Origin of the sequence: Devosia sp., from assembly GCF_035944845.1 — a bacterium.
GTDB lineage: Bacteria > Pseudomonadota > Alphaproteobacteria > Rhizobiales > Devosiaceae > Devosia_A.
In genome coordinates, this window is record NZ_DASZAW010000061.1 from 21,616 (window position 1) to 34,889 (window position 13,274).

The 13,274-nt window shown below is 65.1% G+C and carries 11 protein-coding genes; 5 read left to right on the top strand and 6 right to left on the bottom strand.

Features of this window, described 5'->3' with window-relative positions:
• Positions 1 to 232: 232 nt before the first annotated feature.
• Positions 233 to 1,468: an MFS transporter gene (locus VGV07_RS10255; RefSeq protein WP_326868586.1), complete on the bottom strand. Its 1,236-nt coding sequence runs from the start codon at positions 1,466 to 1,468 to the stop codon at positions 233 to 235.
• Between the two features lie 66 nt (positions 1,469 to 1,534).
• Positions 1,535 to 3,754, bottom strand: a complete 2,220-nt coding sequence (locus VGV07_RS10260; protein ID WP_326868587.1) for a heavy metal translocating P-type ATPase — start codon at positions 3,752 to 3,754, stop codon at positions 1,535 to 1,537.
• A 78-nt stretch (positions 3,755 to 3,832) separates the two neighbouring features.
• Here VGV07_RS10260 and VGV07_RS10265 point away from each other — a divergent pair, with 78 nt between their 5' ends.
• Positions 3,833 to 4,255 (top strand): helix-turn-helix domain-containing protein, encoded by a 423-nt coding sequence (locus VGV07_RS10265; RefSeq protein WP_326868588.1) that lies wholly within the window; start codon positions 3,833 to 3,835, stop codon positions 4,253 to 4,255.
• Between the two features lie 107 nt (positions 4,256 to 4,362).
• On the opposite strand, the gene VGV07_RS10270 is transcribed toward VGV07_RS10265, so the two are convergent.
• From VGV07_RS10270 to metH, 4 genes are all read right to left on the bottom strand, one after another.
• The gene (locus tag VGV07_RS10270) at positions 4,363 to 4,623 is read right to left on the bottom strand and encodes a hypothetical protein (protein ID WP_326868589.1); all 261 of its coding nucleotides are present in this window, start codon (positions 4,621 to 4,623) and stop codon (positions 4,363 to 4,365) included.
• Between the two features lie 98 nt (positions 4,624 to 4,721).
• Positions 4,722 to 5,039 (bottom strand): hypothetical protein, encoded by a 318-nt coding sequence (locus tag VGV07_RS10275; RefSeq protein WP_326868590.1) that lies wholly within the window; start codon positions 5,037 to 5,039, stop codon positions 4,722 to 4,724.
• Positions 5,039 to 5,413, bottom strand: coding sequence for a hypothetical protein (locus tag VGV07_RS10280; RefSeq protein ID WP_326868591.1), 375 nt, complete (start codon positions 5,411 to 5,413; stop codon positions 5,039 to 5,041). The genes VGV07_RS10275 and VGV07_RS10280 overlap by 1 nt, the downstream gene beginning before the upstream one ends.
• A gap of 151 nt (positions 5,414 to 5,564) precedes the next feature.
• On the bottom strand, positions 5,565 to 9,329 hold the full coding sequence (metH, locus tag VGV07_RS10285) for a methionine synthase (protein WP_326868592.1): 3,765 nt from the start codon (positions 9,327 to 9,329) through the stop codon (positions 5,565 to 5,567).
• A 170-nt stretch (positions 9,330 to 9,499) separates the two neighbouring features.
• Between metH and VGV07_RS10290 the strand changes: the two genes are divergently transcribed.
• The 4 genes from VGV07_RS10290 (at position 9,500) to tmk (ending at position 13,273) form a co-directional block, all read left to right on the top strand.
• Positions 9,500 to 10,195 (top strand): alpha/beta hydrolase, encoded by a 696-nt coding sequence (locus VGV07_RS10290; RefSeq protein ID WP_326868593.1) that lies wholly within the window; start codon positions 9,500 to 9,502, stop codon positions 10,193 to 10,195.
• Positions 10,196 to 10,447: 252 nt separating this feature from the next.
• Positions 10,448 to 11,380: a septal ring lytic transglycosylase RlpA family protein gene (locus VGV07_RS10295; protein WP_326868594.1), complete on the top strand. Its 933-nt coding sequence runs from the start codon at positions 10,448 to 10,450 to the stop codon at positions 11,378 to 11,380.
• A 55-nt stretch (positions 11,381 to 11,435) separates the two neighbouring features.
• The gene (locus VGV07_RS10300; RefSeq protein WP_326868595.1) at positions 11,436 to 12,572 is read left to right on the top strand and encodes a D-alanyl-D-alanine carboxypeptidase family protein; all 1,137 of its coding nucleotides are present in this window, start codon (positions 11,436 to 11,438) and stop codon (positions 12,570 to 12,572) included.
• 11 nt (positions 12,573 to 12,583) lie between these two features.
• A complete protein-coding gene (tmk, locus tag VGV07_RS10305) occupies positions 12,584 to 13,273 on the top strand; it encodes a dTMP kinase (RefSeq protein ID WP_326868596.1) in 690 nt (229 codons plus the stop codon).
• The last annotated feature ends 1 nt before the right edge of the window (position 13,274 follow it).

The window sequence follows — 13,274 nt, forward strand, 5'->3', positions numbered from 1 at the left end:
ATGAGGAGCGCACTATCCCTTGAGGTGCCGCTACGGGACTAGAGAAGCCGTGTGACCGTTGACAGCCCCTACAAAGCCCCCTACAAAACCCGAATTGGCGGCGACGAAAACGTCAATGAAATCAACGCCTACGGGTCGCGTCGGCTGTCTCTTCTCGACCGCACCAGGTTCTCACGAGACCTGCAGTCCAAAACAAGCGGCTCCCCTCGGGGAGCCGTTGTTGTTTGTGCCCCTAGGTCTCGGCCGGCATCACCGCAGTCCGGTATCTGGAGAGCGCCAGCGCCAGGCCGCAGCCGGCGATGATCACCGAACCGGTCCAGAGTGCGACCCGATCGCCAAAGCTGAACGCGATCCAGCCGCCGAGTGGCGCCGCCACAGCGATCAGCCCCCAGTTGATCGAGCGGATCGTCGTGTTCATGCGACCACGCAGCGCCGACGGCGTCACCGCGTTCCGGTAGCTCATCTCGAGCGGTCCCCGGGCCCCAAGCGCGAATCCATAGACCAGTTGTGCAAGGCAGAGCGCATAGAGCGCACCTCCCGTTGCCGGTGCCAGGGCAGCAATGGCCCATCCCGTTGCTGCGACGAAATCGCTGCTGACCACCACGATCCCCAACCCGAAGCGGCGGGTGAGCGGTTCGGCCAGCGCAGCGCCGATAAAGCCGGCTACTCCCGCGCAAGCCAGCGTCAAGCCGACCGCAGGCGCGTCGAGCCCCAGTTGCGTGGCGTGGAACACGAACACCGTCCCGACGATGTTGTTGCCGACGAACCACAGGTGGAGCGTGATCGCGTAAGGCGACAGCATCGGATGCCGATAGATCCAGGCGACGCCTTCCTTGAGGTCGGCAATGATCGACTTGCGCGCCGCGCGACGCTCGCCGCCGGCATCCGGAACGCCCGCCAGCAGGGCGGCCGAAACGAGCGAGGAGGCGGCGTAGGCGAACAGGGTGAAGGGCGCACCGATAAGGCGCACCAGCGCCCCGCCGACCAGCGGTCCCATCGTCTGCGCAATCGTATAGGTCTGGGTCAGCTTGACGTTGCCCGCCGTCAGTAGTCCCGGTGGCAGCAGATCGGCCGTAAACGACTGGTGGGCGCCTCCCTGCAGCACTGCCGCAGTACCCAGCAGGAACACCAGCATCGCCAGCGTGAGCGGCGTCAGCCATCCGAGGACCGCCAGCGTGCCGATCGTCAGCAGCAAGAGGGCGCTGGCGAGGTCCACCGTGATCAACAAGTGCTTGCGACGGACCCGATCAACAATCACCCCGGCCATCAAGCCGAAGAGCAGCGAGGGCAGCCATTGCGCCGAACGGACGAGACCGATCTCGAGCTGGTTGGCCTCGAGCACCTCGATCATCAGCAGTTGCAGAGCCAGGCCGAAGACGAAGAGGCCGAGATTCGACAATCCGTCCGCCACCCACAGTCGAACAAAACCGGGCTGCGCCAGTAATTGCTTCAGTCCGCCTTCCCGCATCGGCTCCCCCAGCGACCGCTGGTTGAGCCGACCCCGAAAGCGCCGGCGCCGCAATGCGACATAGCGCTACTTGCCCTTCCAGCCCAGCAACCGCATGGCGTTTAACGTGACCAGCACCGTGGCGCCGGTATCGGCGAGAATCGCCGGCCACAGCCCCGTGATGCCGATGATGGTGGTGACGAGGAACACCGCCTTCAGCCCCAGCGCCACAGTGATGTTCTGGGCGATGTTGCCCATCGTCGCCTTCGACAGGCCGATCATGTTGGCGATATCGGCGACGCGGCCATGGAGGATGGCAGCGTCGGCGGTTTCGAGCGCCACATCGGTGCCGCCGCCCATGGCGATGCCGATATCGGCGGCCGCAAGGGCAGGAGCGTCGTTGATGCCGTCTCCGACCTTGGCGACGACGCGGCCCTGCTGCTGCAGCTCGCGCACGATACGCTGCTTGTCCTCGGGGAGGAGACCGGCGCGCACCTCGATGCCGAGAGCGGCGCCGATGGCTTTGGCGGTCCGCTCATTGTCGCCGGTGAGCATGACAGTCCTCACCCCCTCCGACTGCAAGCGGCGCAGCCCATCGGCGGCGTCGGCACGCGGTTCGTCGCGGATGGCGAGGAGGCCCGCCACCTCTGTGCCCACCAACAGCACCGAGACGGTCTTGCCGGCATCGTTGAGGGCGCCGATCCGCTGACGCAGCGCCGCATCGAACGGCACCTGCTCTTCGGCCGCCTTGGGCGAGGCGAGGAACAGGGCTTCGCCGCCGACCCTGCCGGTAACGCCCTTGCCCGGCACGGCCTTGGCGCCGGCAACAGGCGGCACGAAGGCCTTGTCGGCCGAGGCACGGGCTAGCACCGCCAGCGCCAGCGGGTGGCTGGAGCCGGTTTCCAGCGCCGCCGCCAGCGACAGCACCTGCGCTTCCGAGCGGGCGATGCCGATGATGTCGGTGACCTGCGGCTTGCCTTCCGTCAGCGTACCGGTCTTGTCGAGTGCCACGGTGTCGACCGTGCGCAACTGCTCCAGCACCGCGCCGCCCTTCAGCAGCAGCCCGCGGCGAGCGCCGGCCGATAGACCCGCGGCGATCGCCGCCGGGGTTGAGATCACCAGGGCGCAGGGACAGCCGATCAGGAGGATGGCGAGGCCCTTGTAGATCCACTCATCCCAAGGCTGGCCGGCCAGCAGCGGCGGCAGGATAGCGACCAGTGCGCCCACCACCAGCACGCTCGGCGTATAGTATTTCGAGAACTTGTCGATGAACCGCTCGGTCGGCGCCTTGCTTTCCTGGGCTTCCTCGACCAGCCGGACGACCCGGGCAATGGTGTTGTCGGCTGCCGCTGCCGTTACCCGCACCCGCAGCACGGCGTCGGTGTTGATCGTGCCGGCGAACACCTCGTCGCCCGCACCCTTGGTCATGGGCACGCTCTCGCCAGTGACCGGGGCCTCGTTGATGGCGGAACTGCCCTCGACGATGACCCCGTCGGCGGCGATGCGGTCGCCGGGACGCACGAGGATGATGGTGCCGACGGCCAGTTGGGCGGCGGGCACCTCGGACGTTCCGCCATCCCGCTCGACCAGCGCCAGCTTGGGCACGAGGTCGGCAAGGCCGCGGATACTGGCGCGGGCACGGCCGGCAGCGACTCCCTCGAGCAGCTCGCCGACGAGGAACAGCAGCACCACGGTCGCCGCCTCCTCGGTGGCGCCGATGAACACTGCGCCGATCGCCGCGATGGTCATCAGCGTCTCGATCGAGAACGGCGTGCCGGTCATGCCGGCGACGATGGCCCGCCGCGCCACCGGGATCAGGCCGACCGCCATGGCGACGAAGAACGCCCAGTGGCCGATGGCGGGGAACAGCTGCCCGGCGAGGTAGGCCGCGAGCAATGCGCCAGCGGAGATGAAGGTCAGGATGGCCTTTCGCGTTTTCCACCAGGGGCCATCAAGGATCTTGGCGTGGCCGGGGTGATCGTGATCATCGCCGGAATGGTCGTGGTCGTGGCTGCGATCGAAGTGATCATGCTCGGCTTGGCTGTGGTGCTCCGTCGTGCGAGCAGTAGACCCGGTGGAGGCGGGTTTAGCAGGGGAGATCTGGTACCCCAGCGCCTTCACCTGCCGCTCGATGGCGCCCCGAGCGACCTCGCCCGAGCGCGTCACCGTCATCGTGCCATTGGGGAGTGACACGCCGACCTCGCCGACTCCCGGCAACCGGCCGACGGCGTTTTCGATCTTGGTCACGCAGGCAGCGCAATCCATGCCGCCAACGCGGAATCTCAGCTTCTCGGCGGCCTCGGACATGCGGCACTCCTTGGATTCTTCATCATGTCCGCCTACATCTAGGACCTCTAGCCACTAGAGGATCAAGAGGTGAATGCGATGAATCTGCCGATCGGCGAACTGTCACGACGGACCGGCGTCAAGGTTCCGACCATCCGGTTCTACGAGCAGATCGGGTTGCTATCGGCGCCGCCGCGCACCGAGGGCAACCAGCGCCGCTACGGCAAGCCGGAAGTGGAGCGGCTGAATTTCATCCGCCACTCGCGCGAGCTCGGCTTCGAGGTCGAGGATATTCGCGAGCTCTTGGAGATGGCTGCCTCGCCGCAGGCCTCATGCCACCAGGCTGACAGCATTGCCCGCAACCACCTGACCGAGATCGACCGCCGCATCGCCAGCCTCACGGCGCTGCGCGGCGAGCTGACACGCATGGTCGAGGAATGCGGGCATGGCCGGATCTGCGATTGCCGCATCATCGAGGTGTTGGCCGACCACGGCGAGTGCGTCACCGAACACACGCACTAGGGTGCCTCTCGATTGGACGGCACGGAAAGCCGGTGCTCGACAGTTGCCCCATCCACCCGCTGTCAGATGGGGTTGTCGCAGTGGTCCAAACCCGGTCGTACGGTGCTCTAGCGGCTGGATGGCGGGTATTTGCCGTTGGCGTAGCCGAGGAAGATGCCGGCGATAATGCCGAGCACCAGCCCGACGCCAATCAGCATGATTCCGGGGCCTACGGCGCCACCGATGGCTTCCGGGCTGGCGTTCGGACCGAATGCTGTCAGCAACGGCCCGAGAATGGCGCCGATAACACCGAGGCCCATAAGCATGATGGCGCCGAAGAGCAGTTTGCTCCCGACATTGATCGAGAACGGATCACCATGCTCTGCCATTTGCTACGCCCCCTCAAGCGCACAGTAACCGCCAACGATAGCGACGGTGTCAGCTTAACGCGGGGAGGTGATGCTGCAAGTAATACTGAGGTTTGGCGTTACCGGGCTTGCCAGTTGAGCAACGTGTTGCCCGATTGGCAGAAACTGACAGCCAGGCCGGCTTCACCCTGCCAGCTGTGCGTATCACCGTCGCGGCGCAGCGGATGACCGGCGCGGCGCAACTCGGCGACGATCATGCCGACTTGATTGTGCCAGTCGCGCGCGTCCGGCGCCGTTGCCAGCCGCGAGCGGATCGCCGCCTGCTGCTCGCTGAGGCGCTCTGCTCGCTCTGTCGCATCGAGGGTCTGCAGCGCCGCGCGGCTGATGGGATGGATATCGTCGACCGCGGGCCGGATGAACAGGTCGAGCGCGGCCATCACACCACCTCCGCCAAGTGAAAGTTGCGGGCCACGGTGAAGTCGCGGAGCCCGAAGGCCGGCAGCTTGCCGGGGACGATGGCGTCGGCGACGGCAGCGTGGTTCTCGATGTCGGTGGCGTCGACCACCACGCGCAGAAAGGGCTCGGCCATCCCCAGCCGCACCTTTTCCTGCAACTCGAACAGCAGCACCCGCACATTGCCGCGGCTGTCGCAGGCAATGCACTCGGTGCCCGGGTCGTGCGCATGCAACGGCGGATCGAGGTGCAGCACCGCCGTATCGCGACCGCCGAAGCGACCGAGCGCCGCCTTATCGGTGACCACGGTCACCGGCACCGACGTGGCGCGCCGGGCGAATGGGGCAGGGGAGGTCATGGCGAACTCCCCGTGCTTGGCTGCCCCTCACCCCGACCCTCTCTCCAGAGGGGCGAGGGGGCGCACTTTGCACCGGCCGTGCCCCAACGTCCCCTCTCCCCGCTGGGGAGAGGGGTAGAGTGAGGGGTAGCCAGGCGAACCGGACGGGTGGTCATGCCCCCTCCTTATCCGAGCTTGGGATGTAGTTGAGGATCGGCCCGAGCCAGCGCTCGACCTCGCGGATCGCCATGCCCTTGCGCTTGGCGTAGTCCTCAACCTGATCGCGCTCCACCTTGGCGACGCCGAAGTAGAAGCTCTCGGGGTGGCTGAGATAAATGCCCGACACCGACGAGCCCGGCCACATGGCGTAGCTCTCGGTCAGTTCGACGCCGATGCGCTGCCTGGCGTTGAGCAGGTGGAACAGCGTGGTCTTTTCGGTGTGGTCGGGCTGCGCCGGATAACCGGGGGCAGGGCGAATGCCCTGGTAGGGCTCGCCGATCATCTCGTTGGGCGCAAAGGTCTCCGCGGCACCGTACCCCCAGAACTCCTTGCGCACCCGCTCGTGCATCAGTTCGGCGAAGGCCTCGGCGAAGCGGTCGGCCAGGGCCTTGATCAGGATCGACGAATAGTCGTCGTTCCGCCGCTCGAAGCGCTCGGAGATCACGTTTTCCTCGAGCCCGGCGGTGACGACGAAGCCGCCCAGATAGTCCGGGATGCCCTCGGGCGCGACGAAATCGGCCAAAGCCATGTGCGGTTTACCGCCGGTCTTCGAAAGCTGCTGGCGCAGGGTGAAGAACGTCGCCAGCTGATCCTTGCGGTCCGCATCGGTATAGAGCCGGATATCGTCGCCGACCTGGTTGGCGTGCCAGAAGCCGATCACCGCCTTGGGGCGGAACCAGTTCTTCTGGATCACTTCCTTCAGCATCTTCTGCGCGTCGTCCCAGAGTTGCCGAGCGGCGGGGCCCTGGTCCTTGTCCTCGAGCACCGCCGGGAAGCGGCCCTTCAGCTCCCAGGCCTGGAAGAACGGCGTCCAGTCGATGTACCTGGCGATCTCTGCCAGGTCATAGTTCTCGAACACCCGCGTGCCGAGGAAGCTCGGCTTGGGCGGCACGTAGCCATCCCATTTCGGCTGGAAGCGGTTGGCGCGGGCAGTGGCCAGCGAGGTGCGCTGCTTTTCGGCTTCGCTCTGCCGGTGCTTTTCGGCCAGCCGCTCGTACTCGGCCTTCACATCCTGGACATAAGCCGGGCGCTGCTCGTCGCTCAGCAGCGACGACACCACGCCAACGGCGCGGCTCGCGTCGTGGACGTGGACGGTCGGCCCGCCATGATATTGCGGATGGATCTTCACCGCCGTGTGGACGCGGCTGGTCGTGGCGCCGCCGATCAGCAGCGGCACGTGAAAACCCTCGCGCTCCATTTCGGAGGCGACATGCACCATCTCGTCGAGCGATGGCGTGATCAGGCCGCTCAGCCCGATGACGTCGACCTTCTCGGCCTTCGCTACTTCGAGAATCTTCGCCGTCGGCACCATGACGCCGAGATCGATGATCTCGTAGTTGTTGCAGCTCAAAACCACGCCGACGATGTTCTTGCCGATGTCGTGCACATCGCCCTTCACCGTCGCCATCAACACCTTGCCGGCGCTGCGGCGGCCGGTGGCGTTGCCGTCGGCGTTCTTCTCCGCCTCCATGAAGGGGAGAAGGTGCGCCACGGCCTGCTTCATGACGCGGGCGGATTTCACCACCTGCGGCAGGAACATCTTGCCGGAGCCGAACAGGTCGCCGACGACACTCATCCCGGCCATCAGCGGGCCTTCGATGACGTGCAGCGGGCGCTCGGCGCCGAGCCGGGCCTCCTCGGTGTCTTCGTCGATGAACTCGGTGATGCCGTTGACGAGGGCATGCGAGATACGCTCCGCCACGGGCTTGGTCCGCCAGGTCAGGTCCTTGGCCTTCTGCTCGCCGCCGGCCTGGCCCTTGAAGCGCTCGGCGATCTCCAGCAGCCGCTCGGTCGAATCCGCCCGGCGGTTGAAGATCACATCCTCGCAGGCCTCGCGCAGCGTCGGCTCCAGCGTGTCGTACACCGCTAGCTGGCCGGCATTGACGATGCCCATGTCCATGCCCGCCTGGATGGCGTGGTAAAGGAACACCGAGTGCATCGCCTCACGCACCGGCTCATTGCCCCGGAAGGAGAAGCTGAGGTTGCTGACGCCACCGGAAATGTGAGCGTAGGGAAGGGTTTGCCGGATGGTCCTCGTGGCTTCGATGAAGGCGATGCCATAACCGACATGCTCTTCGATGCCGGTGGCAATGGCAAAGATATTGGGGTCGAAGACGATATCCTCGGGCGGAAAGCCCACTTCCTCGGTGAGGAGCTTATAGGCCTTCGAGCAGATCTCGACCTTGCGCTCGTAGCTGTCGGCCTGACCCTGCTCATCGAAGGCCATCACCACCACGGCAGCGCCATATGAACGTACCAGGCGGGCGGCCTCGAGGAACTTGTCGACGCCTTCCTTCATCGAGATGGAATTGACCAGGGCCTTGCCCTGCACGCATTTGAGCCCCGCTTCGATCACCTCGAACTTCGAGCTGTCGATCATCAACGGCACGCGGGCGATATCGGGTTCCGCGGCGAGCAGGTTGAGGAACTCGACCATCACCTTCTGGCTGTCGAGCAGGCCCTCGTCGACGTTGATGTCGATGACCTGCGCGCCGTTCTGCACCTGGTCGCGCGCCACTTCGAGCGCCGCGGTGTAGTCGCCGGCAGTAATGAGCTTCCGGAACCTGGCTGAGCCCGTGACATTGGTGCGCTCGCCGATATTGACGAAGGGGATGTCCTCGGTGAGCGTGAACGGCTCGAGGCCGCTCAGCCTGAGGAACGTCGGCACCTCGGGGATCTTGCGCGGCTTGTACTTTCCGACCGCTTCCTTGATCGCCCGGATATGGTCCGGGGTCGAGCCACAGCAGCCGCCGACGATGTTGAGGAAGCCGTCGCGGGCAAAGCCCTCGAGCTGCCGCGCCATGAACTCCGGCGTCTCGTCATAGCCGCCGAACTCATTGGGCAGGCCGGCATTGGGGTAGGCGCAGATCAGGGTGTCGGCGACATCGGAGAGCTCGTTGATATGGGCGCGCATCGCATTGGCGCCGAGTGCGCAATTGAGCCCGATGGTGAAGGGCTTGGCGTGCCGCACCGAGTACCAGAACGCCGTCGGGGTCTGGCCGCTCAGGGTCCGGCCGGAAAGGTCGGTGATGGTGCCTGAGATCATCACCGGCAGCTCGTTACCACGCTCCTCGAAGATGCGCTGCGCCGCGAAGATGCCAGCCTTGGTGTTGAGCGTATCGGTGATGGTCTCGAACAGCAGGAGGTCGGCGCCACCGTCGATCAGCCCGTTGATCTGTTCGGCGTAGCCCGTGACGATCTCGTCGAAGGTGATGGCCCGGTGTCCCGGAGAATTGACGTCGGTCGACATCGAGGCGGTCTTGTTCAGCGGACCCAGCGCCCCCGCAACGAACCGACGCTTGCCGTCGATATCGAAAGCCTGCTGCGCCGCCTCACGCGCCAGCCGGGCGCCCTCGACGTTCAGTTCATAGGCGAGCGCCTGCATGCCGTAATCGGCCATGACGATGTCGGTGGACGAGAAGGTGTTGGTCTCCACCATGTCGGCGCCGGCGAGGTAGTACTGCAGGTGGATGGCCCGGATGGCGTCGGGCTGGGTCAGGTTGAGCAGGTCGTTATTGCCCCGCACGTCCTTGTGCCAATCCTTGAAGCGCTCGCCGCGATAGGCGGCCTCGTCAAGCTTCAGCTGCTGAATCATGGTGCCCATGGCGCCATCGAGGATCAGGATGCGTTCGGAGGCCGCCTGGGTAAGCGCTGCCCGCACCTCCTCGCCCCTGGGCAAGGAATTTCTATCGATCTCAATGTGTTGAGCTTCAGTCATCGCTCGACTTTCCAACGTCTGTCACGCCAAAATGCGTTCACCGCCGGCAGGGTGGCACGGCGGGATATAAAGATATCTTTATATGACTGCCGACCGCCCGGCAAGCAAGCCCGTTCCCGTTCCCGCGCCGCGAGGACGAAAACGTTCCTCCGATCAGGACTTTCACTTCCATGACAAAGCCGATCCTCCTCGTGCCCGGCCTCAACTGCACCGCCGAGATTTATGCGCATCAGGTGCCGGCGCTGTGGCAGTTCGGGCCGGTGACGATTGCCAACCACACGCAGGGCAGTTCGATGCAGGAAATCGCCGCCTCGATCCTCAGCGACGCGCCGCCGCAGTTCGCATTGGTCGGGTTCTCGATGGGCGGCTACCTGGCGTTCGAGATGCTTCGGCAGGCTCGGGGCAGGGTGCTAAAGCTGGCGCTGCTCGACACTTCGGCGCGTCCGGATACCCCGGAGGCGATTGAGAAGCGGCGAACGGCCATCGCCTTGACCGAGCAGGGTAAGTTCAATCTGGCTGTAGCGCAGTCGTTCCCCAATGCAGTCCATCCCGACCATGTCGGCAATGCCGACCTCAAGGCGCTGCACGTCCGCATGGCCACAGCGAATGGCGGCGAAACCTATATCCGCCAGCAGACCGCGATCATGAGCCGTCGGGACTCGCGGCCTGAGCTTGGCGCCATCGACGTGCCGACACTGGTGGTGGTTGGCGACAAGGATGCCATCACCGTGCCGGAGGCGGCGCGCGAGATGGCTGCCGGCATTGCCGATGCGAGGCTGGTTGTGGTGCCGCGGGCAGGGCACATGGCACTGGTCGAGCAACACACAACGGTGACGACCGCGATGGTGGAGTGGTTGAACCGCTAGAGCCGCCAGGGGGGGGGCACAGCGGCGTCCAGGGCGATTTCCCTAGCATTTGAAGCAAATTAACCCGGCCGCAACCACGTTGCGTTTCCTTGAGATCATCACCGCACGCCTTTGAGTATGATGCGGAATCTCTTTTGGGTTGATCTGGTTTTGGCAGTGTTTTCTCGCGACCTTCGCGCGGCCGCCCGGCTGCTTGTTCTTGCTGCGCTCGTGGCGCCGGTCCTGGCTGCCTGCGGCAGTGGCGGGGGAGGGGTGCCGCATATCAAGCGCGCCGCCTTCAGCTCAAAGGAGTTCGGCGTCGCCGTCAGCCCGCGCGTTACCAATGCCAAGAACCCGCCCAAGGGTGGCGGCCGCTACATGGTCGGCAAGCCCTATACGGTGCGCGGCGAACTCTATGAGCCGATCGAAAACCCTGTCGGCTATGTCGCCTCGGGCAATGCCTCCTGGTACGGCAACGACTTCCATGGTCGTCGTACCGCCAATGGCGAGATCTTCTCGGCCAATGCCATCTCCTGCGCCAGCCCGGTGCTGCCGTTGCCGAGCTATGTCCGCGTCACCAATCTCGACAATGGCCGCTCCATCGTCTGTCGCGTCAACGACCGCGGGCCGTACCTGCATGGCCGGGTGATGGACATGAGCTACCGCACCGCCGAAATCCTCGGCTATGCCAACCATGGCGTCGGCAACATCCAGGTAGAGTATGTCGGCCCGGCGCCGCTCAATGGCGACGATACCCGCATGCTGCTCGCCAGCCTCGATCGGCCGACGCGCATGGAGCAGGGCACGACCCGCCTCGCCATGAACGACAACCAGGAACGCCCGAACCTTATCGGCGGCATCATCGACATGTTCGGCTATGCCGAGACCAACGAGGCCGTTACCGGCGCCCATGCCGCGGTCAACGCCATGGCAACACGCTCGGGCTCGCTCGAGGGTTGGGTCGCGAGCGTCGACGAGGACAAGCGCGCCATCAAGCTCGAACTCGGCGTGTTCACCGATACCGTGCATGCCGAAGATGTGGCGCTGCAGTTCGCCATGCTCGGCGCGGTCGACGAGGATGCGGTTCGCATTCCCGGCGCCGCTGCCACACGACTGACACTCACCCATCTTAAGCCCGGTGTGGCGCGGGATGATGTAATGTCGCTCGCCAGGCAACTTGGACTCAAGGACCTGGTGCTCTATTAGTTTGAGAGCGGTCGAAAAGTGACCGCGATCGGGGTTGAGATTGCGGAACTTCAGCTTGAAACTGCTGGTCGCTTTGTTCGCCGTCGTTTCGGCAGCAGCCGCGCACGCGCAGGATTTCGACACCAAGGCGCCGTTTGCCGTGCTGATGGACTACGAGTCCGGCACGATCCTGTTCAACAAGGCGGCTGACGAGCAGCTCGAACCCGCCAGCATGGCCAAGCTGATGACGCTGGCCGTGGTGTTCGACCAGTTGCAGACGAACAAGCTCCAGCCGACCGACGAGTTCTTCATTTCCGAGCATGCCTGGCGCGATGGCGGCGCGTCCTCGGGCGGCTCGACCATGTTTGCCGAGCTCAACTCGAAGATCCCGGTGATGGATCTGGTTCGCTCGGTGATCATCCAATCCGGCAATGACGCGGCCATCGCACTGGCCGAGGGCATTGCCGGGAGCGAGCTCAGCTTTGCCCAGATGATGAACCAGTTGGGCAAGGAGATCGGACTCACCGGCTCGAACTTCGTCAACGCCACCGGCCTGCCTGACCCGGCGCAGTTCTCGACGGCGCGTGACCTTGCGACAATTGCCCGATTCATCATCGCGCAGTTCCCCGAGTACTACCCGATATTCTCCGAGAAGGAGTTCACCTGGAACAAGATCCGGCAGATGAACCGCAACTCGCTGCTCGAGATCGGCATCGGCGTCGATGGCCTGAAGACCGGACACACCGAGGCCGCAGGCTATGGCGAGGTGGTCTCGACCGCCGCCACCGGTCGCCGTCTGATCGCGGTGCTGCACGGGCTCAAATCGATGACCGAGCGCACCGAAGAGGCACGCAAGCTCGTCACCTGGGGCACGCGCGGGTTCGAACTGATCCCGGTGTTTCCTGAGGGGTCCGCAGTCTCCTATGCCGATGTTTATGGCGGTAGCAGCGGGCAGGTGTCGCTGGTGGGCAAGGGCAGCATTGATCTGTTCCTGCCCAAGGGGGCGCAGAACTGCCCGCAAGCCACCGTGACCTACAAGGCGCCGATCCGCCCGCCTGTGCAGAAGGGCGATCAACTGGCCCAGCTCAATGTCATGTGCAACGGCGCCGTGGTACAGGTCACCCCGCTTTATGCGGGCGAGGATGTCGCCGACGGCGATATCGTCCGCAAGGCGACCGATGCGCTGAAGGAACTGGCGCTCGGCTGGCTCTAGCTCAGGACTGGATGCAGATGCTCGATGTGCCGGCGAAGCCCGCCGCCCGATTCATCACCTTTGAGGGCGGCGAAGGCGTCGGCAAGTCGACGCAGGTCAAGCGCCTGCTGGTCCGGCTGAACCGCATGGACATCGAAGCGGTCCGCACCCGCGAGCCCGGCGGTACGCCCAAGGCCGAAGCGGTACGCGCCTTCATCCTGCAGGGGCGTTCAGAAAGCTGGGGGGCCGGCGCCGAAGCGGTGCTGTTCGCCGCGGCGCGCTACGATCATGTCAGCTCGCTCATCGCCCCCAGCCTCAGCAGCGGCAAATGGGTGATTTCCGACCGCTTCCACGACTCGACCCGCGCTTATCAGGGGCTGACGGGCGGCGTCGACGACAAGCTGATCCGCGGCCTCGAGACGCTGGCGCTCGACGGGCACCAACCCGACATCACGTTCATCCTCGACATGGATCCGGCCGTCGCCTTCGCCCGGGTCAACAACCGCGAGATCGAGAAGGCGTTGGCCGAGACCGGCGATCGCTTCGAGAAGGAAGATCTCGAGTGGCACCGCCGGCTGCGCGAGGCCTTCCTCGCCATCGGCAAAGCCAACCCGGAACGCTGCGTGGTGTTGCCCGCCGGCCAATCGGAAGATGCGCTGGAGCTGGAGATCTGGGATACGCTCTGCCGGCGCTTCCCCGAGCTCGAGGCAAAGGCCGACTGAA

Coding starts and splice junctions, on each gene's coding strand:
- metH (WP_326868592.1), bottom strand. CDS start 9,329: ATGACTGAAGCTCAACACATTGAGATCGATAGAAATTCCTTGCCCAGG.
- VGV07_RS10255 (WP_326868586.1), bottom strand. CDS start 1,468: ATGCGGGAAGGCGGACTGAAGCAATTACTGGCGCAGCCCGGTTTTGTT.
- VGV07_RS10280 (WP_326868591.1), bottom strand. CDS start 5,413: ATGACCTCCCCTGCCCCATTCGCCCGGCGCGCCACGTCGGTGCCGGTG.
- VGV07_RS10265 (WP_326868588.1), top strand. CDS start 3,833: ATGAATCTGCCGATCGGCGAACTGTCACGACGGACCGGCGTCAAGGTT.
- VGV07_RS10260 (WP_326868587.1), bottom strand. CDS start 3,754: ATGTCCGAGGCCGCCGAGAAGCTGAGATTCCGCGTTGGCGGCATGGAT.
- VGV07_RS10270 (WP_326868589.1), bottom strand. CDS start 4,623: ATGGCAGAGCATGGTGATCCGTTCTCGATCAATGTCGGGAGCAAACTG.
- VGV07_RS10275 (WP_326868590.1), bottom strand. CDS start 5,039: ATGGCCGCGCTCGACCTGTTCATCCGGCCCGCGGTCGACGATATCCAT.
- tmk (WP_326868596.1), top strand. CDS start 12,584: ATGCAGATGCTCGATGTGCCGGCGAAGCCCGCCGCCCGATTCATCACC.
- VGV07_RS10290 (WP_326868593.1), top strand. CDS start 9,500: ATGACAAAGCCGATCCTCCTCGTGCCCGGCCTCAACTGCACCGCCGAG.